This is a genomic window from Epilithonimonas hungarica, assembly GCF_900102265.1.
Lineage (GTDB): Bacteria > Bacteroidota > Bacteroidia > Flavobacteriales > Weeksellaceae > Epilithonimonas > Epilithonimonas hungarica.
The window spans coordinates 228162-253217 of sequence record NZ_FNBH01000001.1; the positions used below are offsets into that span (position 1 = coordinate 228162).

At 35.0% G+C, this 25056-nt stretch carries 24 protein-coding genes; 11 read left to right on the plus strand and 13 right to left on the minus strand.

The features are described from left to right. Nucleotides 1-11: 11 nt before the first annotated feature. Nucleotides 12-683 (minus strand): hypothetical protein, encoded by a 672-nt coding sequence (locus tag BLT30_RS01035; protein ID WP_089870674.1) that lies wholly within the window; start codon nucleotides 681-683, stop codon nucleotides 12-14. 88 nt (nucleotides 684-771) lie between these two features. Here BLT30_RS01035 and hutI point away from each other — a divergent pair, with 88 nt between their 5' ends. Both hutI and BLT30_RS01045 read left to right on the plus strand, forming a co-directional pair. Further along, a complete protein-coding gene (gene hutI, locus BLT30_RS01040) occupies nucleotides 772-1998 on the plus strand; it encodes an imidazolonepropionase (RefSeq protein WP_089870676.1) in 1227 nt (408 codons plus the stop codon). Next, complete coding sequence (locus tag BLT30_RS01045; protein ID WP_089870678.1) at nucleotides 1998-2624, plus strand: HAD family hydrolase; 627 nt, start codon at nucleotides 1998-2000, stop codon at nucleotides 2622-2624. Before hutI ends, BLT30_RS01045 begins: the two co-directional genes overlap by 1 nt. Before the next feature lie 56 nt (nucleotides 2625-2680). On the opposite strand, the gene BLT30_RS01050 is transcribed toward BLT30_RS01045, so the two are convergent. Both BLT30_RS01050 and BLT30_RS01055 read right to left on the minus strand, forming a co-directional pair. Continuing rightward, nucleotides 2681-3247, minus strand: coding sequence for a DUF2911 domain-containing protein (locus BLT30_RS01050; RefSeq protein ID WP_089872828.1), 567 nt, complete (start codon nucleotides 3245-3247; stop codon nucleotides 2681-2683). 91 nt (nucleotides 3248-3338) lie between these two features. Continuing rightward, nucleotides 3339-4496, minus strand: coding sequence for a methionine aminotransferase (locus tag BLT30_RS01055; protein ID WP_089870679.1), 1158 nt, complete (start codon nucleotides 4494-4496; stop codon nucleotides 3339-3341). 261 nt (nucleotides 4497-4757) lie between these two features. On the opposite strand from BLT30_RS01055, the gene miaA reads away from it, so the two are divergent. After that, nucleotides 4758-5657 (plus strand): tRNA (adenosine(37)-N6)-dimethylallyltransferase MiaA, encoded by a 900-nt coding sequence (gene miaA / locus BLT30_RS01060; protein ID WP_089870681.1) that lies wholly within the window; start codon nucleotides 4758-4760, stop codon nucleotides 5655-5657. A 24-nt stretch (nucleotides 5658-5681) separates the two neighbouring features. Further along, on the plus strand, nucleotides 5682-6239 hold the full coding sequence (locus tag BLT30_RS01065) for a thioredoxin family protein (RefSeq protein ID WP_089870682.1): 558 nt from the start codon (nucleotides 5682-5684) through the stop codon (nucleotides 6237-6239). Between the two features lie 36 nt (nucleotides 6240-6275). On the opposite strand, the gene BLT30_RS01070 is transcribed toward BLT30_RS01065, so the two are convergent. The 4 genes from BLT30_RS01070 to BLT30_RS01085 are packed head-to-tail and all read right to left on the minus strand — an operon-like array spanning nucleotide 6276 to nucleotide 8972. Beyond that, nucleotides 6276-6791 (minus strand): NUDIX hydrolase, encoded by a 516-nt coding sequence (locus BLT30_RS01070; RefSeq protein ID WP_089870684.1) that lies wholly within the window; start codon nucleotides 6789-6791, stop codon nucleotides 6276-6278. Nucleotides 6792-6809: 18 nt separating this feature from the next. After that, on the minus strand, nucleotides 6810-7721 hold the full coding sequence (gene xerD, locus BLT30_RS01075) for a site-specific tyrosine recombinase XerD (RefSeq protein WP_089870686.1): 912 nt from the start codon (nucleotides 7719-7721) through the stop codon (nucleotides 6810-6812). A 42-nt stretch (nucleotides 7722-7763) separates the two neighbouring features. Next, the gene (locus BLT30_RS01080; RefSeq protein ID WP_089870688.1) at nucleotides 7764-8195 is read right to left on the minus strand and encodes a deoxycytidylate deaminase; all 432 of its coding nucleotides are present in this window, start codon (nucleotides 8193-8195) and stop codon (nucleotides 7764-7766) included. A gap of 9 nt (nucleotides 8196-8204) precedes the next feature. Continuing rightward, a complete protein-coding gene (locus BLT30_RS01085; protein WP_089870690.1) occupies nucleotides 8205-8972 on the minus strand; it encodes an enoyl-CoA hydratase/isomerase family protein in 768 nt (255 codons plus the stop codon). 134 nt (nucleotides 8973-9106) lie between these two features. On the opposite strand from BLT30_RS01085, the gene BLT30_RS01090 reads away from it, so the two are divergent. The 5 genes from BLT30_RS01090 to ctlX all read left to right on the plus strand — a co-directional run bounded on the left by BLT30_RS01090 (nucleotide 9107) and on the right by ctlX (nucleotide 14607). After that, nucleotides 9107-9499 (plus strand): septal ring lytic transglycosylase RlpA family protein, encoded by a 393-nt coding sequence (locus tag BLT30_RS01090; protein ID WP_245707087.1) that lies wholly within the window; start codon nucleotides 9107-9109, stop codon nucleotides 9497-9499. A 119-nt stretch (nucleotides 9500-9618) separates the two neighbouring features. After that, nucleotides 9619-10911, plus strand: coding sequence for a phosphopyruvate hydratase (gene eno / locus BLT30_RS01095; RefSeq protein WP_089870692.1), 1293 nt, complete (start codon nucleotides 9619-9621; stop codon nucleotides 10909-10911). A gap of 206 nt (nucleotides 10912-11117) precedes the next feature. After that, nucleotides 11118-12404 (plus strand): citrate synthase, encoded by a 1287-nt coding sequence (locus tag BLT30_RS01100; protein ID WP_089872832.1) that lies wholly within the window; start codon nucleotides 11118-11120, stop codon nucleotides 12402-12404. 259 nt (nucleotides 12405-12663) lie between these two features. After that, nucleotides 12664-13578, plus strand: coding sequence for a dimethylarginine dimethylaminohydrolase family protein (locus BLT30_RS01105; protein WP_089870693.1), 915 nt, complete (start codon nucleotides 12664-12666; stop codon nucleotides 13576-13578). A 111-nt stretch (nucleotides 13579-13689) separates the two neighbouring features. Further along, a complete protein-coding gene (gene ctlX, locus BLT30_RS01110) occupies nucleotides 13690-14607 on the plus strand; it encodes a citrulline utilization hydrolase CtlX (protein WP_089870695.1) in 918 nt (305 codons plus the stop codon). A gap of 87 nt (nucleotides 14608-14694) precedes the next feature. Here the strand turns inward: ctlX and BLT30_RS01115 are convergent, their stop codons facing one another. From BLT30_RS01115 to nadD, 6 genes are all read right to left on the minus strand, one after another. After that, nucleotides 14695-16980, minus strand: a complete 2286-nt coding sequence (locus tag BLT30_RS01115; protein WP_089870697.1) for a TonB-dependent receptor domain-containing protein — start codon at nucleotides 16978-16980, stop codon at nucleotides 14695-14697. 36 nt (nucleotides 16981-17016) lie between these two features. Continuing rightward, the gene (locus tag BLT30_RS01120; protein WP_089870700.1) at nucleotides 17017-19230 is read right to left on the minus strand and encodes an outer membrane beta-barrel family protein; all 2214 of its coding nucleotides are present in this window, start codon (nucleotides 19228-19230) and stop codon (nucleotides 17017-17019) included. Nucleotides 19231-19568: 338 nt separating this feature from the next. Continuing rightward, entirely contained in the window at nucleotides 19569-20567 is a 999-nt protein-coding gene (locus BLT30_RS01125; RefSeq protein ID WP_089870702.1) for a 2-hydroxyacid dehydrogenase, read from the minus strand. A 76-nt stretch (nucleotides 20568-20643) separates the two neighbouring features. Continuing rightward, nucleotides 20644-20985 carry a DUF3817 domain-containing protein gene (locus tag BLT30_RS01130; protein ID WP_089870704.1) on the minus strand — a complete coding sequence of 114 codons (342 nt, stop codon included), beginning with the start codon at nucleotides 20983-20985 and terminating at the stop codon, nucleotides 20644-20646. Continuing rightward, nucleotides 20982-21587, minus strand: coding sequence for an XAC2610-related protein (locus BLT30_RS01135; protein WP_139166549.1), 606 nt, complete (start codon nucleotides 21585-21587; stop codon nucleotides 20982-20984). Before BLT30_RS01135 ends, BLT30_RS01130 begins: the two co-directional genes overlap by 4 nt. Nucleotides 21588-21594: 7 nt before the next feature. Continuing rightward, nucleotides 21595-22185: a nicotinate (nicotinamide) nucleotide adenylyltransferase gene (gene nadD, locus BLT30_RS01140; RefSeq protein WP_089870707.1), complete on the minus strand. Its 591-nt coding sequence runs from the start codon at nucleotides 22183-22185 to the stop codon at nucleotides 21595-21597. 141 nt (nucleotides 22186-22326) lie between these two features. Here nadD and BLT30_RS01145 point away from each other — a divergent pair, with 141 nt between their 5' ends. Both BLT30_RS01145 and BLT30_RS01150 read left to right on the plus strand, forming a co-directional pair. Further along, complete coding sequence (locus BLT30_RS01145) at nucleotides 22327-24225, plus strand: tetratricopeptide repeat protein (protein ID WP_089870709.1); 1899 nt, start codon at nucleotides 22327-22329, stop codon at nucleotides 24223-24225. Next, the gene (locus tag BLT30_RS01150) at nucleotides 24222-24986 is read left to right on the plus strand and encodes a LytR/AlgR family response regulator transcription factor (protein ID WP_089870711.1); all 765 of its coding nucleotides are present in this window, start codon (nucleotides 24222-24224) and stop codon (nucleotides 24984-24986) included. Before BLT30_RS01145 ends, BLT30_RS01150 begins: the two co-directional genes overlap by 4 nt. The last annotated feature ends 70 nt before the right edge of the window (nucleotides 24987-25056 follow it).

The window sequence follows — 25056 nt, forward strand, 5'->3', positions numbered from 1 at the left end:
TCTCTTTTCTATTATTTATTTAAGAAATTAGCCAATGCAATAAGATCAAGTTCCTGATTGAATTTGATTTTCTTTGTTTTGATGAAATCTTTTACAGCATCCTTTTTATCACTAGGAAGCGCACTTAGTAAATCTTCACTTTTCTTAGTGAGTTTTATTATATTTTCATCTGTCTTTATGTAATAAACAGGTTTTTGATTTTCAAACTTTGCAGGAGTTCCAGGAATCAAAGTGTTAGGAGCTGGAACTTCTGGACTGAATTTTACAGCAATCTTCTTAAGAAGTTTATTTTTTCCTTCTGTTAGGACTAAGAAGTAACCAGCAAAACCTTCGTCATCATTAGCCAAAATAAATTTCTCATTAGTAGCTACAAAAACAAATTTTGAAAATGTATTTTCTTTGGGTATTGCATAAATGTCGCTATCGTTCCGTACCTCGAAAACATCCTTGTACATATTATATCTTACAGGAAGGGTAGTTCCTGTATCTCCGATTCTTGCTTCCGAAAAACCATTTTTATAAAAAGGATTACCTTGTATATCAGAATATTTTAAAACAGATTTTCCGCTATTGATCTCGTCCATTGATTTAACGAAATGTGCATTTCTGGCTAAATCAATTTGTTGCGCTTGCAAAAATGTTCCACTAAATAGTAGGCTTGCTGTAATGAATATTGTTTTCATCAATTATTAAATTTATTGTAAAAATACAATTTATATTGATTGTATAAAACACAAAGTTTATTGTTAATTTTACATTTCAAGTTTTTTTATGAAATTATCAGGACCCTTCAAGCAAATAATTACCCTCAACAATCTTCCGTTAAAAGGAAAATTAAACGATGAATCTTTAGAAATCGTTACAAATGGAGGAATTCTTACAAAAAATGGAATTATTAGACAAGTTGGAAGCTTTGATTCTTTAAAACAAGATTTTCCAGATTCTGAAATTGATTTGATTGAAGGCGAACAGATTGCACTTCCGGCTTTTGTGGATGCACACACGCATATTTGTTTCGGAGGAAATCGCGCTAACGATTTTGCAATGCGAAATGCTGGAAAGACCTATCTCGAAATTGCAGAATCCGGTGGTGGAATCTGGAGTTCTGTGGAACATACAAGAAACGCTTCAGAAGAAGATTTAGTTGAAGGAATTTTGAAAAGAGTCAAGCAACTTATTAAACAAGGTATTACAACTGTTGAGATAAAGAGCGGTTACGGATTGAATCTTGAAGAGGAACTTAAAATGCTCCGAGCTGTTAAAAAAGCTCAGAGTCACACAAACGCAACTCTTATTCCTACCTGTTTATCAGCACATCTCAAGCCAAAAGATTTCGAAGGTACTTCTGGGGAATATCTTAATTATATTTTGGAAGAAATTTTACCAAAAGTAAAAGAAGAAAACTTAGCTGATCGGGTTGACATTTTTATAGAAAGATCGGCTTTTCAACCTAAAGAAAGCAAACTGTTTCTTAAAAAAGCAAAACAATTAGGCTTTAAAATCACTGTTCATGCAGACCAGTTTACAGCCGGAAGCTCCAGAATTGCGGTTGAAGTTGGTGCAAAATCTGCAGATCATTTAGAAGCTACAGCTGATGAAGATATCGAATTTCTGGCCAACTCAAATACGGTCGCGATTGCCTTACCGGGTGCGAGTCTAGGCTTAGGAGAGCCATTCTCTCCCGCTAGGAAAATTCTTGACAAAGGCGGGATCCTTGCTATCGCAACCGATTGGAATCCAGGTTCTGCTCCAATGGGAAACCTCGTAACTCAAGCTTCGATTTTAGCGACTTATCAGAAATTGACGACGGCGGAAGTTCTTGCTGCCATCACTTTTCGGGCAGCTTTTGCTTTGGATCTGGAGGATAGAGGAATTTTGACAGAAGGAAAAAAAGCGGATTTCATTACTTATGAAACAGATAATTTCCAAAATATCCTTTATCAGCAGGGGAGTCTTTTGCCGGCACATGTTTACATTAATGGAGAAAAGATTTTATAATGAGCGAAAGAGATAGTATTATTTTTGATTTGGACGGAACACTTTGGAATGCTTCGGAAACCGTTGTAAAAGCTTTTAATGATGGTATTCAGAAGATTGGATTTGATATCAATATTACATCGAAGACCGTAAGAGACTTTTCCGGAATGAAGATGGATGATATTTTTAGTCAACATTTCAGTTTTATTCCAAAAGACAAATTGCAGGAATTCGAAAAGATCTATGCAAAAAAAGAAAGCGAATATCTTAAAAAATATGGTGGCAAATTATTCCCAAATGTAAAAGAAACATTAGAAAGATTAACTGAAAATTACCGACTTTTCATCGTCAGCAATTGCATGAAAGGTTATATAGAAAACTTCATCGAGTTTTTTAGTTTTGAAGATTTGTTTGAAGATTTCGAATGTTTCGGAAACGATGGTTTATCAAAGGATAAGAATATCAGCCTGATTGTGGAACGTAATAATTTACAAAATCCGGTCTATGTTGGCGATACAATTTGGGACAAAGAATCTTCTGAAAAGGCTGGCGTAGATTTTATTTATGCCACTTACGGTTTTGGGAAAATCGAAAATCCAAAAGTTCAAATCCAAAACTTTGAAGATTTACTTTCTATGAAATTATAAAAAACAAAAAACCTTATCAAGTCTGATAAGGTTTTTTTTATTAAAGATTTTGTAGGTTATTTAAATTCAATCGGAAATTTAACCTGAGAATTATCCCAGCCAGCATACAGATCTGCTCCGGACTTTGTCTGTACAAATGTCACGGAAAAATATTCGATTGGAGAGCTTGTTTTCTCAACCGGAACATTGAATCTCACAACGTCTTTACTTTTGTCATAAGCGTAGGCGCCCCATTTATCGATGTCAGAATTTAGAACAATTGTCCATTCTTTTTCAAATGGAATAGCGAAAATACTGTAAGTTCCTGCGGGAATTTCTTTTCCACCGATTACTACTGGCGTATAGAATTTGATTTCAGAATTTTCATTCGCTCCGAATCTCCAAATATCTCCGAATTTCACAAGGTTTCCGAAAACAACTCTGTTCTTTTTTTGTGGACGGGAATAAACCACTTTGACTTTTGGAGTATCCGATTTGGAGGACGTTACCTGAATTGGATAGTAAGCTGCATCCATTGGACTTACATCCACAGAAAAATAATTCAGTTTTGTCGGGTCCAATTTTGCTTGTGAAAATGCGCTAACTCCTATTAATAAAGAAGCGGCGATAATTAATTTTTTCATATAAGATTTATTATTTTTTTTATTTTCGGTTTTATGCAATCGTCATTTAGTTTTAAGCAAATAATTAAGATTTTATTGAGACGATTTCATATTATAATTTAATTTTTAATAACTTTTCTATGGCTTTGTCCAATGTTTCCTGTTCTTTGGCAAAACAAAATCGAATCACTTTTTCATCAGTTCTATCTTTATAAAATGCAGAAAAAGGGATAGTTGCAACTTTGTATTCTTGCGCCAACCAATAACAAAAATCCTTGTCTTGCTTATCAGAAATTGCGCCAAAATTGGCAGACAGAAAATATGTTCCCTCACAATCCAATAATTGGAAAGGCGTTTCCTTCAAAGCACTTTTAAGATAATCTCTTTTTATTTGGAAAAATGTTGAGATTGATTTGAGGTCATCAACATTTTGCAAATATTTAGAAATAGCAAATTGTGCCGGCGTGTTCACACAAAACACATTAAATTGATGAACTTTTCTGAACTCATTGATCAAATCCGAAGGCGCACAAACATAACCGATTTTCCAGCCGGTGATATGCAGCAATTTGCCGAAAGAGCCAACCACAAAAGTTCTTTCTTTCAGTTCAGGATATTTTGCTAAAGTCAGATGAGGCTTTTCATCAAAAGTGATACTTTCATAAACTTCATCGCTCAGGATAATGATATTCGTATTTTTTACAATCGAAATCAATTCATCGATATCGTTTTGTTTCAGGATTTTTCCGGAAGGATTATTCGGATTATTGATGATGATCATCTTGGTTTTTTCGGAAACCAGATTTTTAACTTCATTCCAATTGATTTCATAATCCGGATAAAGCATTTTGACATTTTTTACGATTCCGCCATTCAGGATGATTGCGGGTTCGTAACAATCGTAAGCCGGTTCGAAGATAATGACTTCATCATCTTTTTTCACAAATGCAGAAATAATGGTAAAAATCCCTTGAGTTGCGCCAGCAGTGATATTGATCTCATAATCCGGACGATAATCAACTTGGTATTGAAGATTGAATTTCCTGGAAATCTCTTCTCTCAGCTCTTTGATTCCAAACAAAGGTGCATATTGATTATGACCTTTTTTTGAAAATTCACCGAGGTATTTGATTAAATTTTCATCAGGCTGATAATCTGGAAATCCCTGGGAAAGATTGACTGCGTTTTCCTGCTGTGCCAATAAGCTCATCTCTGTGAAAATCGTTGTTTTCACATCAGGAAGTTTGGAGTTTGGTAATTTGAAAGCCATTCTGATTGTAAAAATAAGTAATTATTACTTTAAAAAATCAAAACCTTTTGAGAATATTTTAAATGCAATGAACACAAAGTTTCATTGTAATAATTGAAAATATTTTAAGTTTCGCAAGGGCACTTTGTTCAGCAATTATTTTCATTTTGTTAAGCTTTACGCCTTTGCGTACCTTAAAGCAGTTGGTTATTTATAAAAATCTTTGCGGACTTTGCGTTTAAATCAAAATAATGATTTCGTAAATTTGCAAAAATTAAGTTTTTGAAACGTCTTATCTCCATCATTGGAACTACAGGAATCGGGAAAACCCGATTGGCAATCGATTTGGCAAAACATCTCGATACGGAAATTATTTCCTGTGACTCGCGCCAGTTTTATAAAGAAATGAGAATTGGAACAGCAATGCCAACCGATACAGAATTAGCCGAAGCGAAACATCATTTTGTTGGGAATCTTAGTATTAATGATTATTATTCGATAGGCCTGTTTGAAGAAGAGGCTTTGAAAAAATTGGATGAGATTTTTGCAGAAAAAGATATTGCCATAATGGTTGGAGGAAGTGGGATGTACGAAAAAGCTGTTGTGGAAGGAATGAACGATTTGCCAATTGCAAATGAAGAAAATCAACAAAAGCTAATTTCAATTTTCGAAAACGAAGGCATTGGGCCCTTACAAAAATTACTAGAAGAACTTGATCCGGAATATTATTCTATAGTTGATAAAGATAATCCCAGAAGACTTTTAAGAGCAATCGACATCATTTGGCAAACCAGAAAAACTTATACCGAAAACCTTAGTTTACCGAAAACAAAACGTAATTTTGAAACGCTCAGAATCGGAATTGATGCGCCAAGAGAAATTATTTATGAAAGAATCAACCACCGGGTTGACAAAATGATGGAAAACGGATTGCTGGAAGAAGCAAAAAGTTTGATCGCGGATAGTGATAAAGTGGCTTTGCAAACCGTTGGTTATTCAGAATTGTTCCGGTATTTTGACGGAGAATGGGATTTGGATTTTGCCGTTTCAGAGATCAAGAAAAACTCCCGACGTTATGCAAAACGCCAAACCACGTGGAATAGAAAGTTGCAAAATGTAAATTGGGTCAACTATGATAATTCTCTGCAAGAAGCATTATCTTTGCTGAATAAAATAGATTAATCATCAAATTAATAAATCAAAACAATGTCAAATACACCTTCAAATATGTTGGCTCTGGGAACAAAAGCTCCTGATTTCAAACTTCCTGATCCGTCAAAAAATAACGAATTACAAAGTCTTGAATCTTTGAAAGGAAAGAAAGCAACTTTGGTTGTTTTTATGTGTAACCATTGTCCGTTTGTCCTTCATATCATTGATAAATTAGAAGAATTGTATGAAGATTATAAATCTCAGGGAATTGAATTTATCGGAATCAATTCTAATGATGTGGATCGATATCCCGCAGATTCTCCGGAGATGATGATGGAGTTTGTGGATGAAAGAGGCATCAAATTCCCTTATCTGTACGACGAGTCTCAGGAAATAGCAAAAGCTTATGATGCGGCCTGCACACCGGATTTCTATTTCTTCGATGAAAATCTAAATTTGATCTATCGTGGACAAATGGACGACTCTCGACCAGGAAATCAGAAAGAAATCACAGGAGAAGACTTGATTATCGCTTTTGAAAATCTTTTGGCCGGAGCGGAGCAAGAAGATTTTCAAAGACCAAGTTTAGGCTGCAATATCAAATGGAAATAATAAAACAAAAACCGGAAATTAGTTTCCGGTTTTTTATTAAAGTTTATCAATGTAATTTTTAAGAAATCGTTTCTGAGATTCAAAAGCGATCTTATCCAAGCCAAGTTCTGAAGCTTTTATCCAAATGGTTTCAGAGATCTCGGATTCTTCCAGTTTGATTTCAAATTTCTCTTCAACATCATACAGGTAGAATAGGTCTAAAGTGTTATAATCAATGTTTTTATAAGGATAGATGTTCGGCTGGCTTCCCAGATATTTAAACTCTGCAGGATTAATTATTAATCCCAATTCTTCATTTAGCTCTCTTGAACAAGTTTCTTCAGAGCTTTCTTTTGGGTCGGTAAAACCTCCGGGTAAATCCCATTTCCCTTTTCCGGGCTCCTGATTTCTTACTGTAAAAAATAATTCGTCCTGATATTTTATGATTACCGCAACGGCTGCAGCAGTGTTATGATATAAAACAAAATCACAATTGCTGCAACTAAATTTGGTGATATTATTCCACAATAATTTTTCCTGCCCACATTTGGGGCAGAATCTCAAATTTTCCATTGGATAAATTTAAGAAAACTACGCGATGTTTCTGTTTCTTGGGTGGAAATTTAAAATAACATCTCTCAATTCTTCAGTTTTCAGATGCGTATAGATTTGAGTTGTTGTGATACTGCTATGTCCTAGCATTTCCTGAATAAATCTCAAATCGGCACCGTTTTGCAACAAATGGGTCGCAAAAGAGTGTCTGAAGGTGTGTGGCGAAATACTCTTGCTGATTCCGGCTTTTTGAGTCAATTCCTTGATGATGATGAAAACAATAACCCTAGACATATTGGTACCTCTAGTATTTAGAAATACAATATCCTCATGTTTTTTGTTGACTTTGATTTTGTTTCGGACGTTCTGTATATAGTGGTGCAGATATTCTGCTGTAGAATGTGCAAGTGGGACAAGTCTGGTCTTTTCGCCTTTCCCTTCTACAATGATAAATCCTTCTTTGAAATTAATATTAGATATTTTCAAATCCACCAGTTCAGAAACACGGAGACCACAACCATACAGAACTTCCAGAATACATTGGTTCCTTTGTCCAATGTCTGTTTTTTTATCAATACTGTTTATGATTCTGTCGATATCATCCATACTCAAAGTATCAGGAAGGTATAAGCCCAATTTTGGACCTTCTAGAAGAGAAGATGGATTGTCATCTCTATATTCTTCCTCCAAAAGAAATTTGAAAAATGCCTTTATAGAAGAGATTCCTCTTGCCTGGGATCTTTCGCTGATTTTCTTTTTAGAAAGTTGGTAGATGAATTCCTGTAGGTTTTCGTAAGATATATTCTGTGGAGATACATCTTCTAACTCTGTTGTTGCAAAGCTTTCCAGCTTTTTGATGTCTCTGACATAAGCGTCAAGTGTGTTGTCAGAGAAACTTTTCTCAAATTTGAGAAAATTTGAGAAGTCTGTAATTTTTTCGGACCAGTTCATAATTTGTGTTTTTTATTGTTTTTGTATTATGTATTATTTATTTCATAAATGATATAATTCTTGTTCAGTGATATTTAAAATCTCGATTCCTGCATTTTTTAAAAATTCTAACCCGCTGTCATCAGAGTAGCCGGTCATATACACCACTTTCTCGATTCCGGATTGCAATATAAGCTTGCTGCACTCTTTACAAGGAGACATTGTTATATATAATGTTGCACCTTTTGAGGACTGTGTACTTCCAGCAATTTTTAAGATTGCATTAGCTTCTGCATGTAGAACAAACCAATTTGTTTTTCCTTCTTCATCCTCACAATTGTTCTCAAATCCAGAAGGAGTTCCGTTGTATCCGTCAGAAATAATCATTCGGTCTTTTACAATAAGAGCTCCTACTTTTTTTCTTTTACAATAGGAAAGATTCGCCCATTCGGAAGCCATCTTAAGATAAGCAATGTCGAATTTATTATAATTCATTCTGCAAATTTAATTGAAAATAGGTTTTCTTTTTTCAATAAATGCAGAAACGCCTTCTTTAAAATCATCTTGTGCAAATAAATCTCCAAAGGAATTGATTTCAGTCTCCATTCCATTTTCTGAGTCACTTGCATTCACCGCCTTGATTGCTTTTGCAATTCCTTGGGGTGAATTTTTAATGATTTGCTCAGCCAATTCCTTCGTTTTTGGAAGCAATTCTTCAAGAGGAAAAACTTCATTTACCAAACCAATTGATTTGGCTTTTTCAGCAGTGATCATCTTTGCGGAGAAAATCATTTCATTAGCAATTCCTTTTCCTACTAATTTTGGTAATCTCTGCGTTCCTCCATATCCTGGAATCAATCCCAAAGTTACTTCTGGTAAACCAAGTTTCGCATTTTCAGATGCATATCTTATATGGCATGACATTGCCAATTCCAATCCTCCGCCCAAAGCGAAACCATTGACTGCTGCAATTACCGGTTTGCTGAGATTTTCTATTTTGTTAAAAATAAAATGCCCTCTTTTTGATAGTTCAGTTGCCTGTTCTTGGGTAAAAGAAGGAAATTCCTTAATATCTGCTCCTGCGACGAAAGACTTTTCTCCGCTTCCTGTGACAATGACACAATTAGCGGTCTTCTCAGAATCCAGATAATCAAAAACTTTTTCCAGATCGTTAAGAACCTGAGCATTCAAGGCGTTTAAGCTTTCTGGCCTGTTGATCGTGACAATGGCGATTTTTCCGTCTATCGTTAATTTTATACTTTCGTAATTCATTTAAATAGGAGATTATATTTTAATCTCTAAACTAATTCTAAAACTAAATTAGAAATTTCTGCAATATAAACAAAATATTAATGAACAATTAACATTTTTTATTGTTGATTTATTAACCTTTGTAAATTATAATAATGAAAACTTTTTACAGAATACTCCATTATGTGTTGAAAACATACATATTATTAATAGTTGTTTTTTCCTGTGGAAGTCGGAATTCTTCAAATCACAGCTCAGGATATAGATCTACGACGGTTTCATATTATGCTGACAAATTTGATGGCAAGAAAACGGTTAGCGGGGAAACTTATAAACACTATAAAATGACAGGTGCCCATAGGTCGCTTTCTTTCGGGACTCGAGTGGAGATCATTAATATAGATAATGGTAAATCGGTGATCATAACGGTGAATGACCGAGGTCCTTTGAAGCCATCTCGGGAATTTGACCTTAGCCAAGGGGCTTTTAAAAAGATTGCAAGCTTGAATGAAGGCATCATAAAAATAAAATATAAGATATTGAAATAAATCATCTTTTGAGATTATCAAATATCTAAAAGGATTCATTACATAATATTTAAAATGTTTAAATTTGCAATGCTTTAAAAAAATAAAACAAATAAAAATCTTAAAATAACATCAAGACAATGAGTTACATTTCATTTATCGAAGCAAGACAAATTTTAGATTCCAGAGGGAATCCTACAATAGAAGTAGATGTTTTCACAGAAAGTGGAGCTATGGGACGCGCAGCTGTGCCTTCCGGAGCTTCTACAGGAGAGCACGAAGCGGTGGAACTAAGAGATGGCGCACCAGAATTCCTTGGGAAAGGTGTTTTGAAGGCTGTTGAAAATGTAAAAGAAGTTATCGCACCAGAATTAATTGGTCTTCCGGTTTTCGAACAAAACTTGATCGATGCTGTAATGATTCAGCTTGATGGTACGCCTAACAAAGGGAAATTAGGTGCAAATGCAATTTTAGGTGTTTCTTTGGCAGTCGCAAAAGCTGCAGCTAACGAACTAAGATTGCCTCTTTATAAATATGTGGGCGGTGTAAATGCTAACACACTTCCTGTTCCAATGATGAACGTGATCAACGGTGGCTCTCACTCAGATGCGCCGATCGCTTTCCAGGAATTCATGGTGATGCCGGTAAAAGCGGATTCTTTCTCTCACGCTTTGAGAAAAGGAACTGAGATCTTCCACAGTTTGAAATCTATCCTTCACGGAAGAGGTTTGTCTACTGCTGTTGGTGACGAAGGAGGTTTTGCTCCAACTTTCACGGGAACTGAGGATGCTTTGGATACGTTATTACAAGCCATTGAAAAAGCAGGATACAAGCCAGGTGATGATGTGATGATCGCTTTGGATTGTGCCGCTTCAGAATTCTACAAAGATGGGATCTACGATTATAGAAAATTCCAAACTCCGGATGCTGCTCAATTTACAAGCAGCGAGCAGGTGTCTTACTTGGCCGAATTGGCAAACAAATATCCAATTATTTCTATCGAAGATGGTATGCAGGAAAATGACTGGGAAGGTTGGAAATTGTTGACTGAGAAAATCGGGGACAGAGTACAATTGGTTGGTGATGATCTATTTGTAACTAATGTTGAAAGACTTTCCAGAGGTATCAAAGAAAATACAGCTAATTCTATCCTTGTAAAAGTAAACCAAATTGGTTCTCTTTCTGAAACGATGGCTGCTGTACAAATGGCTCAACAAAACAAATATACAACAGTAATGTCTCACAGGTCTGGAGAAACAGAAGATGCTACAATCGCTGATCTTGCTGTGGCCCAAAACTGTGGACAGATCAAAACTGGTTCAGCTTCCAGATCTGATAGAATGGCGAAGTATAACCAATTGTTAAGAATTGAAGAAGCTCTTGGAGAAACCGCTGTTTTCCCAGGATTGGATGCTTTCAAAATCAAAAGGTAATTTTGCTTTATATCTATAAAAAGCCTTTGAAATTTTCAAAGGCTTTTTCGTTTTATTGATTTGATAATCAAATTATTATTAAAATTATAATTGTTTTGAAATCAGTCAATTATCATTATAAGCAAAATCAATCCCAATTTATGACATTTGTCAGTTGACAGTTAGGGATGAAAGTCCTATATTTAGCAGACAAAATTTTTTTTAAAATGTCAGATAATAAAGTTATATTGAATTACGATGGAAAAAGCTTCGAATATCCAATCGTAGATAGTACTATCGGTGACAGAGGAATTGATATTTCTAAATTGAGAGATCAAACAGGGTTGATCACCTTAGATCTTGGTTACAAAAATACAGGTGCTACAATTAGTGAAATTACATACCTAGATGGTGATAAAGGGGAATTGTTCTACAGAGGTTATCCAATAGAGCAGATTGCTGAAAAATCTAATTTTACGGAGGTGATGTATCTTTTGCTTCATGGCGAATTGCCAAAAGCAGAACAGTTTTCTTCATTCGAAAATAATATCAAAAAATATAATTTTGTTGCAGATGAGCTTAAAAAACTGATTGATGTTTTCCCTCGTTCTGCACACCCTATGGGAGTTCTTTCTTCTTTGACTTCTGCACTTACAGCTTTCAATCCAAAAGCGGTAGATGTAAAATCAAAAGAAGAATTGGATTATGCATCAGAATTGATGATTGCAAAATTCTCTCATCTTTGTGCTTGGACGTACAGAAAAACGCAAGGTTTACCAATCAATCACGGCGATAATAGCCTGAACTATGTTGAGAATTTCTACAAAATGGCATTCAGATTACCAAATGAGGAATTTGAATTGGATCCGGTTGTAGTGGCAGCTTTAGATAAATTATTGATCCTCCACGCTGATCACGAACAAAACTGTTCTACTTCTACAGTAAGAATGGTAGGTTCTGCCCACACAGGTCTTTTTGCTTCAATTTCTTCTGGTGTTTCTGCACTTTGGGGACCACTTCATGGAGGTGCAAACCAAGCGGTGATCGAAATGCTTGAATTGATTGAAAAGGATGGCGGTGATGTCAACAAATGGGTTGCCAAAGCTAAAGATAAAAACGATGGCTTCAGATTGATGGGCTTCGGACACAGGGTTTACAAAAACTTCGATCCAAGAGCGAAGATCATCAAAAAAGCGGCTGACGATATTCTAGGAAAATTAGGAATTCAGGATAAAGCACTTGATATTGCAATGCAACTAGAAAAAGTGGCTTTGGAAGACGAATATTTCATCGAGAGAAAATTATATCCAAACGTAGATTTCTACTCTGGAATCATCTACAGAGCTTTGGGGATCCCGACAGAAATGTTCACAGTAATGTTTGCATTGGGAAGATTGCCGGGATGGATCGCTCAATGGAGAGAAATGAGATTGAAAGGAGATCCTATTGGAAGACCAAGACAGATCTATCAAGGTTCGCAACTTCGTGACTATGTGGATATTGCAAACAGATAAAAATTTTTGAAAATCAATATAAAATCCTCGAAAGTAATTTTTCGGGGATTTTTTTTCGGCAATATTATAATTAATCTAAAATTTTCTCCAACAATCTCGCTCTGGCAGGTGTTATTAACTAAAATAAAATATTACAGGTTTGAATGCTTTAATTATATTTGCGTGATTCTGAAATTATGAAATCGCTGTTATTTGTACTAGAAAATATCTTCTGATCATGCGATTGCATATGACCTCTGGAAATGACTGTAAGTAACATATGAAACTAAATATCAAAAATGAGACTGGAAGACTGAAATCCGTAGTTCTTGGACAACCAAAATCTAATGGTGCCGTCCCGACTCTGGAAGAAAGTTATGATGCTAAATCTTATCATACGATCGAGAATAATATCTACCCAAAGGAGCAAGATATTATCTCTGAAATGACAGAGTTCGAAAAGGTTCTGAAAAAGTATGATGTTGAGGTTTTCCGACCGAAAATCATCAAAGATTACAATCAGGTTTTTGCGAGAGACGTGGCGTTCGTGATAGAAGATAAAATGATAATTTCGAATATCATTCCGGATAGAGCGGACGAGCAGGAAGCTTACAGACACATCATCGATAAAGTCTCTTGGAGAAATATCATCAACCTTCCGGAAACTGCCCATATCGAAGGTGGAGATGTGATTGTCTGGAACGGATTCCTTTTCATCGGAACCAGTTACAGCCCGGATTACAGAAATCTGAAGACGGCAAGAACCAATGAGTATGCGATCGAAATTCTGAAAGAATATTTCCCGAAGAAAAGGATCATCGACCTTGATTTGAGGAAAAATGATACAAAACCTTACGAGGGGATTCTTCACTTGGATTGTACATTCAATATTGTTGGGAATGACAAATGTATCATTTACAAAAATGGATTTGTAGATGAGTCTGATTATCAATTGTTGGTTGACATTTTTGGAGAAGAAAACTGCTTCGAGATCAATGATAGAGAAATGTTCGATATGGTTCCTAATATCTTCTCAATTGCTCCGGATATAGTGGTTTCTGATAAAGCCTTCACAAGACTCAATCATCATCTCAGAGACGAGTGGGGAATGACTGTGGAAGAAATTCCTTACCGCGAGATTTCCAAAATGGGAGGATTGTTGAGGTGTTCGACTTTGCCGTTGGTGAGAGAATGAGTCAGATATTTCTCGCTGATTCAGCAAATTTTGCAAAATTTTAGTTTGGGAAGATTTACTAAATCTGAAAAATCTGCGAGATAAATTAAATTTTAAATTTAGTTCGATAATATGCAAACTACAGATACAGTTTTGATGATAGAACCGGTTGCTTTCGGATTCAATGAGCAAACGGCGGTTAATAATTATTTTCAGGTTCAACAGGAAGGCAATGTTCAAGGGGAAGCTTTGAAGGAATTCAATGCTTTTGTTGAGAAACTGAGAGTAAAGGGAATTAATGTCATCACCATAAAAGATACGCTTGACCCGAAAACGCCGGATTCAATTTTTCCGAATAACTGGGTAAGTTTTCACAGAGACGGAAAAGTCGTTTTATATCCGATGTTTGCTGAAAACCGACGTTTGGAGAGACGAAATGACATTCTTGACCAAATCAAGGAACAATTCAATATCAATGAAATCATCGATTATTCTGAAGCTGAAAAAGATAATCAATTCCTGGAAGGCACGGGAAGTATGATTTTCGACCACGATAACAAGATTGCTTATGGCTCGGTTTCGTTGAGATTGGATGAGGATTTGTTTAGAAAATTCTGTAGTGAGTTTGGATTCAAGCCTGTGGTTTTTCATTCTTATCAGACGGCAGGAGAAGAAAGATTACCGATTTATCATACCAATGTGATGATGTGTGTTGCTGACAAATTTGTGGTGATTTGCCTAGATTGCATCGATGACGAACTGGAAAGAGAAAAAGTCACTGAAACGATTAAAAGCTCTGGTAAAGAACTGATAGAAATCTCCGAAGATCAAATGCAGAATTTTGCTGGAAATATGCTTCAGGTCCAGAATCATTTTGGAGAAAAATTCCTGGTAATGAGTCAAAGTGCTTATAGGTCTTTGAAGCCTGAACAAGTTTCCGCAATCGAAAAATATTGTGAAATTATCTATTCCGATTTGGAAGTGATAGAAACCAACGGTGGCGGAAGTGCCAGATGTATGTTAGCTGAGGTTTTCTTACCGAAGAAATAAATCATTTAAACAGAAATAAAAAATCCCGAAGAATTTCTTCGGGATTTCTTTTGAAAATAATAATTTGATAAGAAAATATAATGTATGTTATCTGGTGCGGTTTTTAATGTCTTTGTCTGCGCTGCTGATATCTCTTATTTTCTGAACTTTTTTGTTCCCGAAATTATAAGTGATGCTGAAGTTCACGCTCTGGTTATATTGATTTTGGTTGATGTAATTGTATTTTCCGTCAGCTTGAGAATAATCGCTGATCTCGACTTTGTTTGTTTTCAAGATATCATAGATTTCCAAAGCAAATGTCCAATCGTTCCAAACTTTCTTGATGTTGGCGTCCAGACTCATCAATGATTTCAGTTGTCCCAATTCGATCTGCTGATTGTCAACATACCAATAGTTTACGCCAAGAAACCAGGTTTTCTTTTTGTCAAGTCTTACTGTATTATTCGTTTGGATCAATAAGCTATTAGACTTTATTTTGTTCACATAATCTGGAAAAACATCGCCTGTGATCGGGTCGGTATTTAGGAAACCATTATTGATATTTCTCTGCATTCCAATATTGAAATTGGTTGTTAGATATTGTTTGAAAAATGATTTCTGCATCCCGATCATAGCAGACATTTCCTGTTTATCTCCAAAATTGGTCCTGATGTATCTCAATTGGTCTTGACCAACTGTTCCGGTTGGAGAAACTGGAGCTCCAATCAAGGAAACCTGCGTGATGACATCTTTTGTATAAGAGTGATTCAGAATCAAGAAATAAGAATTCTTGAACATATAAGTCAACTCATTGGTGTAAACTGAAGCTGCTTTTACAAAAGGATTATTCTGAGTGTAATTAACATCTGTCAGGTAATTCTTGACAGGATTCAGTTCCCAGAAACTTGGTCTTCTCATTCTGCTGGAGAAGGCATAAGAGATATTGTTTTTGTCATTGATGCCATAATTCAGACTGATGTAAGGCAAAAAGTTATTGTAATTTCTCTCAAATCTGTTCAGAGCAGGATTTTCAGAATTATCGGATGTTCCGACACTTTTTGTGATCTCATATCTTGCACCGATCTTTCCGGAGAATTTGTCAGAAAATTTCTTTTCAAGCGTCAAATAAACTCCGTAAATATTCTCATCATAGATAAAATGATTGGGATTAAAAATTGGATTTTTAACAATCACATTACCAGCGTCATCATATTCGGCAAGATTATCATTTTCGTCGTAATATGAAGTAATATTTTGTGTGTCATTATCTGTTTTTGTTTTGTTATAATTCCCACCGACAGAAACAGTAAAATCATTTTTAAATTTCTTGATGTAATCTCCTAAAAAAGAAAAGTTATTAATAACCTGAGGTGTATTTTGCGAGATTTGTACTTGTAAACTATTTAAATTCTGAAACATATCGGACCTGAATGTTCTGTTGTCGGCATTTTGAAAACGTTTGTAATGCAGATAAGCCGCATTCAAATTTAATTTACTTCCTAAAGAGTCTGTCTTCAATTCGTAATTCAAGTTAAATGAGTTGTTGTACGAACGAGAGTTTTCAAGATTTTTGGTGTAGTTGTAAGTTGTGGATTCAATACCATTTTTTGGAGCAATTACTGTGTTGAATAGATTAGAAGTCGAACCATAACTTCTATTCGCCCAAGAGTTCCACGTCAAAGCCAAATTGCTATTGTCATTCAGTTGATAATCAATGTTTAAATAACCTCCGAGATTTTTATTTGGGTCGGTCACTCTCCCTTCGGATTGATTGCTGGAAGTCGATGTCCCATTTTTCAAAATATAATATTGTTCCTGAATATTTTGGCTTGTATTGATATTAGAGCTGATTCCCAGCTTATCTTTTCTGTAATTAAGTGAAAGACTTGCATAAGAAGAGTTGTAATAACTTTGGGAATTCCCCATTCTCATATTTCCGTTCAGCCCGTCGGTCATTTTTTTCTTTAGAACGATATTGATGATCCCGTCAGAAGATTCCACCTGATATTCACTTCCGGGTAGGGTGATCACTTCGATTTTCTGAATGTTTTCTGCCGGAGTATTTTTCAGGAATTGAGTTAATGACTCGGCGTCCATATTGGTTTTTCTACCATTGATATAGATAACGGCATTGTTTTTTCCAATGATCTTCAAAGTTTTGTCATCAGTTGAGGAAACAAGCGGTGTCTGTTTCAATAGACTGAAGGCTGTATTTCCTTTTGCAACTGGTGAAGCGGCAACATCATAAACAAAACGGTCGCTTTGTTTTTTGAAGACTTGTTTTGTTAAGGTAACAGCTTCTATATTTTTGGTGTTCGCAGTATCTTTCTTAGATTCCTGAGCATAGATCAATCCTGAGAAGAAAAGCGCTGCAATGAGAGTTTTGGCTTTCATAATTTATTTTTTATAGTTGAGAGTTTTATTGTTTGATTAAGTTCTAGAGCGGATCGCATCGTTAGCAGATTTTACTTCTCTTGCTTTTTTCAGTTTCTGATTTCCGAAGTTGTACGTTACATTGACATTGAATTCCCTTCTGTATTGGAAACTTCTCACGGTGTTAAAGCTTCCATTATTTTGTATGGTTCTGATATCATCAATGTTCTGGTTGAAAACATCATTTAATTCTACCAAGAATGTGAAATTCCCCATTATTTTCTTGATGTTCACATCGAAGCTCTGTTGCGTGTGTAGTTTTCCAATTTCCATTTCTCTTGACGGCATTATCCAGTAATTAATACCCAAATACCAATCTTTTTTAGCTGATAATCTTAGCATATTGTTGGTTTGAAAGAACATATTCAAGGTTTTTACATTGATAGTATAAGGTTGTAATATCTCTGTGAATCCTTCTATTGGTTGTGAAGTTGGGTCTTTCGTTACACTACCTTTGTAAGTTGCATATTCAAAATTGGCAGAATAGTTTGTAGTCCAAATGTCGCCAAACCAAGCTTTGTTCATTCCCAAGGTCAAACCTAACTGTTTGTTGTTGCCATAATTGGTTCTGATGTATCTTAAGAATTTGGTTTCCTCGCCAGTTGCGTTGTTGATCATTTTTCCCTGCAAAGGCAATTGGCTGTAAGCATTTTCCGCAAAGTTGAAACTCACATTAGCATAGAAAGCATTCTTGTACATATAATTGATTTCCTGATTATAATTTCTGGAAGCCTGCATAAAAGGGTTGTTCTGAATATAATTAGTCGGTGTGAAATAGGTTCTGGAAGGATTCAGTTGTCCAAATCCAGGTCTTCTCACTCTGCTGGAAAAACTGTATGTGATGTTGTGATTTTCATTGATTGCATAATTCAAAGTGGCATAAGGTAGTAGATTGTTATAATTTCTTTCAAAACCGATATCTGGTTTTCCTACAACATCTCCTGAGCTAATTGTAGCTTCTAGTCTTGTTCCTATTTTTCCGGTGAACTTTTCAGAGAATTTTCTTTCGTAAGTTGCATAAGCACCGATTATATTTTCTTTATAAATGAAGTGATTGGAAAGATTGGTGTTATTAACGAAACTATTTCCTACGAAATCATCCTGTCGCGTATCACTATCGGTATTGGTAAAGTTATAACTGGTTCCAATTGCGAAAGTACTTTCATTTCTGAATTTCTTGATGTAATCTATGTTCGCTGCATAATTATTAATGATTTGAGGAACAGCTTGTTTGAAAGCGCTGTAACTAGCTATATTAGATAATGGAAATGTCTCACCAAGACTCACTTTGTCTCTGTTGAACCACAGGTAAGAAATGTTTGAAGTTAATTTACTTCCAAGTGTATCGGTTTTAATTTCGTAGTTCAGATTGAAATTATGATTTCTGGTTTGCGCATCTTCCTGATTGACAGTTCTGTTTGAAAGGATTCCGTTTTCAAAATTCGTCATATCCAACACAGAACCGAAACTTTTGTTATATCTCATATTATAACTGAATCCAAGATTCTGATTTTTATTGATCTCATAATCGATGTTGATGCTTCCACCGTAGTTTTTGTTTGGGTCATCCATCGTTCCATAAGAATCATTTCTGAAAGTAGCATCACCATTGGAAAGCGTATATTTCTCTCTTTCTCTGTAGCTTCCCATATTGAAATTAGAATTGAAAGACCATTTGTTCTGTCTAAGGTTGAAGGCAATTCCAGAAGAAGGATTATTATAAAAGCTTTGGCTGTTATTCATTTTCAAAGTTCCGTTGTAACCATTCGTTTTGCTTTTTTTCATTACGATGTTGACAACACCTTCATTTGCTTCAACCTGGAACTCACTTCCCGGAACTGTTACAACTTCTATTCTCTGAATGTTTTCAGATGGTGTATTCTTTAGCATTTCCGTGATAGCTTCTGCATCCATCAGGGTTCTTTTTCCATTGATGTAAAAAACAACGTTGGATTTTCCCATTATTTTGAATGTCTTTCCATCTGTGCTGGACAACATTGGTGTCTGTTGCAAAAGATTGAATGAGTTGGTTCCTTTGGCAACAGGAGAAGAAGCCACATCATAAACAAATCGGTCAGATTTTTTCACGAAAACTTTTTTGCTAAGTTTTACTTCTTCTATCGTTTTTATCTCCTCTGTTTTTTTCTGAGTCTGCTGTGCAGAAATCATTCCTGAGAAAAAAATAACTGCAATTAGGATTTTAGCTTTCATAATACTTGGTTTTAGTAGAGTAGTTTGTAGTTTCTAATATTTTACATTGCAAAGATATATATTAATTTAAGTATTATGCAATACAAAGTAGTAAATAAAATTTATAATTGATTTTAACTTGTTGATTATCAACGATAAAAATTTAACTGATTTACAAATAAGACAACTGTAGTCAAAAATATGTTACATCAGAAATAGAAAAAAATGAAAAAAACCACTGCAAAATCTGCAATGGCTTCATTATCTGAAAGTTCACATATAGAATTTTAAGGTTTTTATTTTAAATTTTAAGTCACAATTATTTTTGAAAGACTTTTATGACTTTTGTGGTTTTAATATTAAATCAAAACAGCATTCGGATTTTCAAAATCCTCATTCTTTTCAAAATGGGAAAGACTCGTTAAGGTAGAAGTAGCAATTTGTTCAAGCGCTTCCTGAGTGAAAAAAGCCTGATGCGCCGTTACCAGAACATTTGGGAAACTCATCAGCCTTTGGATCGTGTCATCTTCAATGATCGTATGGGAAAGGTCTCGGAAAAACAATTTGTCTTCCTGCTCATAAACATCAATTCCCAGGTAGCCAATGTGCTTTGATTTTAGTCCATTGATGACAGCTTTTGTATCGATCAACCCGCCTCGGCTGGTGTTGATGATCATTACATTCTGCTTCATTTTTTTGATTGAATCTTCATTGATCAAATGATGTGTAGATTCCATCAACGGACAATGAAGAGAAACAATATCGGACTCAGAAAGCAACTGTTCCTGAGAAACATAATCGATTCCAAGGTTTTTCAGTTCCTGATTTTCTGTTATATCAAAAGCTAAAACTCTTGCCCCGAAACCTTTCGCAATTTTTGCAAAAGCAGCACCGATATTTCCTGTTCCTATAACACCAATTGTCTTCTGATAAAGATTGAAGCCCATCAATCCGTTCAAAGCAAAATTCTGTTCACGAACTCTATTATAGGCTTTGTGTGTTTTCCGGTCAAGAGTGAGGATCATTGCCATAGCATGTTCTGCAACTGCTTCCGGAGAATACGCCGGAACTCTGGAAACTCTCAAGCCAAGACGTTTTGCTGCTTCCAGATCTACATTGTTGAACCCTGCACATCGCAAAGCAATATATTTCACGCCTTTTTTGGACAAAGATTCCAAAACTTCTGCGTTCAGTTTGTCGTTCACAAAGGCGCAAACAGCATCAGAGTGGTCTATGAGATTCAGAACGTGCGGACCAAGATGTGTTTCAAAATAATCCAGTTCAAAATTGAATTGCTGATTGGCTTTGTCAAAGAATTCCTTGTCGTAAGGTTTGGAAGAGAAGAAGGTAACTTTCATATATTGAAATAGTTTTTTTATACTTTAAAATTACAAAGTTTGATTTCAAATAAAACATTTTCCTCATTGATATTCATCAGTCGTTCCGATTTTTTCGGGCTAATTTTTTTTCAACCCAAATTGTTGCAAATGGGAAAAAAGCTGCACACAAAGCAAAAATAGAATCCTCATCATCCCAACTGAATATCTTTCTCACAGGAAGCAAGAGCAAAAGATAAAGCGTAAAAAATAATCCGTGAATATTCCCAATGATAATAATGTAAATGGTCGGCAGAAGTTCATCGTGATCGGTTCTGATCCAGACCATTGCGGAAAATAATAACAGCCAGGAAACAGCTTCTGCAAAGCAAACTTGTTTAAACCATTTGATGAGTTTGTCTTCAGGATATTTTGAAAAGTATTTTTCTATGATGTTCATTTTCTTTCTTTTTCAGATTTCAGGATCTTTGCCAAAGTTAGTTCGTAATTTTTATCATATTCCAGATCTTTTCCGTTGTCATCTTCACCGTCTTGTATGACGTATCCAAGATCTTTGATTTTATTCCCCTCGATTTTGTAAAAACTTGTCCAATTTTTGCCAGACATTACCAAACAATCGATGAGGTCATATTCTTTCAGGTAATTTGGATTTTTAATTTCATCAAAGCCTTCAATTTTCCTCAGATTTTGATTTTTGAAATCAACTATAAAAAGATTGTAGGTCAAATTGCTCCTCACATCAGAAGTGTTTTCTATCAAAATATCTTTGATTCCATCGCCATTGAAATCAATGAACTCAACATTTTGAAACTGACTGTGCAATCTTTCCTGATGTATTATTTTTTCTTTTCCTTTGATCTTCTTCGAGAAGGTAAACAATACATTTAATATGGTCTGGTCTTTCGGGTCAAATTCCAAAGACACAGAATAGCCTCTCTTGTTAAAAATCGAATCACAATTTATTTTAACGACCTCTTTGCTTTGGGCAACAAGTAACGTTTGGAAAATCAAAAGAATGATTAAAATAAGACTTCTTTTCATCCAAGATTTATTTGTAGAAACTACTTCCATCAAGATATTCAAAAACCTCCGGAGGCAGCATTGGCCTTGTGTTTTTTCCTGATTTGATCATATTTCGGATCTCTGTCGCGGAGAGCTCTATGATTGGAGCTTTTACCTGATGGATATTCTCGTGCTGCAAATAGTCCGATTTCTTTTCTTCTCCGAAAATTCTAGGATAAACAATGATCTGATATTTTTCGAGAAGCAACTCGTAATTTTTCCATTTATGAAGGCTTGCTAAATTGTCTTCTCCCATTATAAGTGAAAAAGAAAGATCTGGATGTTTTTCTTGGAGATATGTTAAAGTATCAATCGTGTAACTTGGCCTTGGCAATAAGAATTCTACATTGGAAGCACGCATTCTTGGATAATTTTTAATCGCTAATTGTACCATATCCAGCCTGTTGTGGTCTTTCAACAAGGATTTTTTGTCTTTGAAGGGATTTTGAGGACTTACGATAAACCATAATTCCCACATATCAGAGTTTTCCAAAATATAATTGGCCAATATCAGGTGACCAATATGAATGGGATTGAATGAGCCGAAAAATAATCCGATCTTTTTGCGATTTTCCAAAATTATCAATGATTTATAGATCTCAAATTTAGAAAATTAAAATGTCAATCTGAAATCGAATTCTCATCCAAAAACAGTATTTTCTCATTAGATGTTTTTAAAATCAATTACTTATGATTAATTTTGCGACAAACACAATGGATGAGAAAAATTCTACTTTTTCTGCTGATACTTTCTGCATTATTCATATCGGCGCAATCTGTCGCAGATTCTCTATTAGCCTTACTTAAGAGTGAAAAGAACCCTGCAAATATTCCAGCTTTACAAAATCAAATTTCAGACGAGTACAAATATTCTGATCCGGAACAGATGCAAAAATTTGCAATTCATGCCCTAAGAAATGCAAAAAAGCATCAAGATCTTTATCAACAAGCTATTGCTTATCAGAATATTGGAACTTCATTCTTGATTTTTGGGGATTATGATAAAGCCTTGCAAAATTTTGATGCTGCGGAAAAAACTGGCAAGAATTTGGAGGAAAACAAAGGTGTCCAAGAAACTTTAGCCAAGATATATGGCAGTAAAGGCTTTGTTCATGCGGAACAAAATAGATATGCATTGGCTCTTGAATATGATTTTAGAGCGTTGGAAATTTATGAAACTTATAGAAACAAAGAACAAATAGCAAAAATAAACAATAATATTGGCGTTATTTATAGGTCAATAAATGATAATGAGAAAGCATTAGAATATTTTTTAATTGCAAATAATAACAAAAAAATAGCTAATGTTTGTTCAAATATTGGTTTTATTTACTTGAATAAAAATGATTTAAAAAATGCATTAAAATTTTTTAATGAAGCATTACTTGAATATAAAAAAAAACCAGATGCAAGAGGATTGGGGGATTTATATAATAATTATGCTTCATATTTTGTGAAGACAGGAGATATTACACAAGCTAAAAAGTATCTCTTTGAAGCAGAGAAAATATTTTTAAGTATTCAGGATAAATTTGAAATTTCTGATACTTATATGTCATTATCTGACATTTTTTTTAAAGAGAACAATCTTGTAAAAGCTATTTTCTATTCTAAAAAAAGTTTAGAGGTTGCTAACGAACTTGATATTACTGAAACAAAAGTTATTACGGAAAAATTACTTTCGGATATTTATGATAAGCAAGGAAATAAAGAGTTAGCACTGCTTCATCTCAGAAATTATAATGTGGAAAGAGATAAGCTTGAAAAAATTATTAATGAACAGCAACGTTTGAAAACTGAACTTAATTTCCAATATGAAAAAGAACAGCTGGAAAAGCGGGAGAATGCAAGCCGAGAAAGGCTGAAAGGTTTTTTTATCATTGCATTGGTGGGCGTTTTTCTGTTGGGAACATTTTTATATTACCGAAATCGAGAAAAGCAAAAAACGATCCTCCTTCAGAAACAATTGGCCGAGTTCGAGCATAAAGCTTTACATCTGCAGATGAATCCGCATTTTGTCTTCAATTGTTTGGCGGCGATCTCAGCATTTGTAATGCAGAATGGAAAAGATGAAGCTGTCCGGTACCTGTCCAAATTTTCGAAACTAATGCGCCTTACTTTGGAGTTTTCAAAAGAATCCTCCATTACAATCGATAAAGAAATAGAAGCGCTGAAGAATTATCTGGAGCTGGAACAATTAAGGTTCAATCATAAGTTCGATTTTAAGATCTATAAAGATCCGGAAATTGAAGATGATACAACAATTCCATCTTTGCTGTTGCAACCTTATGTGGAAAACGCGATCATTCATGGCGTGGTCCCGAAAGAAGGTAAGGGTTTCATTGATATTACTTTTCAACAGACCGAGGAGAATCTTATTTGTACCATCACAGATAACGGTGTGGGAATCGAAAGATCAAAGATGGGGAAAGCCAATTTTGTGAATGCACACAAATCTATGGCGATGGAGATCTCACAAAAAAGATTGGAAACTCTAGAACAATTGGAAAATAAAAAGATCGAATTGGATATTACAGAACTAGAAGATAATGAAATTGTCTTGGGAACCCAGGTTCTGATAAAACTACCATTAGAATTCATAAAGCATACCACATGATAACTGCAATTTTAATAGATGATGACCATAATCTCAGAAACGGGATGAGAGCGATGTTGTCCTTATATGCTCCCGAGATTGAAATTCTTGGTGAGGCGGAAAGTGTAAAGACGGGAATACAGCTTATAGAAAAAACAAATCCCCAAATTGTTTTCCTGGATATCATGATGAATGATGGTTCGGGATTCGATATTTTGGAAAAGCTTAATACCAAATATGGAAAGATCTCTTCGCATATTGTGTTTGTTACGGCTCATGAAAAATTCGCGATAAGGGCTTTTAGGTTCAGCGCATTGGATTTTCTTCTGAAACCGATTGATCCGGAAGATTTGCAGGCGGTTATTAGAAAAATCAAAAATATTACTCATTTGGACAACGGAAACAAAAATATCGAGTTGCTTCTGGAAAATATTACAAGAAAAACCGACAATTTCAAAAAGATAGCCCTGTCAACTTCGGATGGAATTCATCTGTTTGAGGTCAAGGATATTATCCGATGCGAGTCTGTGGATAATTATACCAAATTCTACATCAAGAATCATAATAAAGTAGTAATGATATCCAAAACTTTGAAAGAATATGAAGAATTACTATCTGACCAGGGATTTGAGCGCATCCACCAGTCTCATCTCATCAATCTGAATGAGATGAGGTCCTACATCAAAAAAGATGGGGGATTTGTAATAATGTCGGACCATGCGCAGCTTCCGGTATCTCAAAGAAAAAGGGATAGACTACAAGATCTGATCAGTAGGTTTTAAATTCTAATTCAAAGCCAACGAATTCTAAATGAATTAATAACTATAATTATTTTATAAATTAAATTTACCC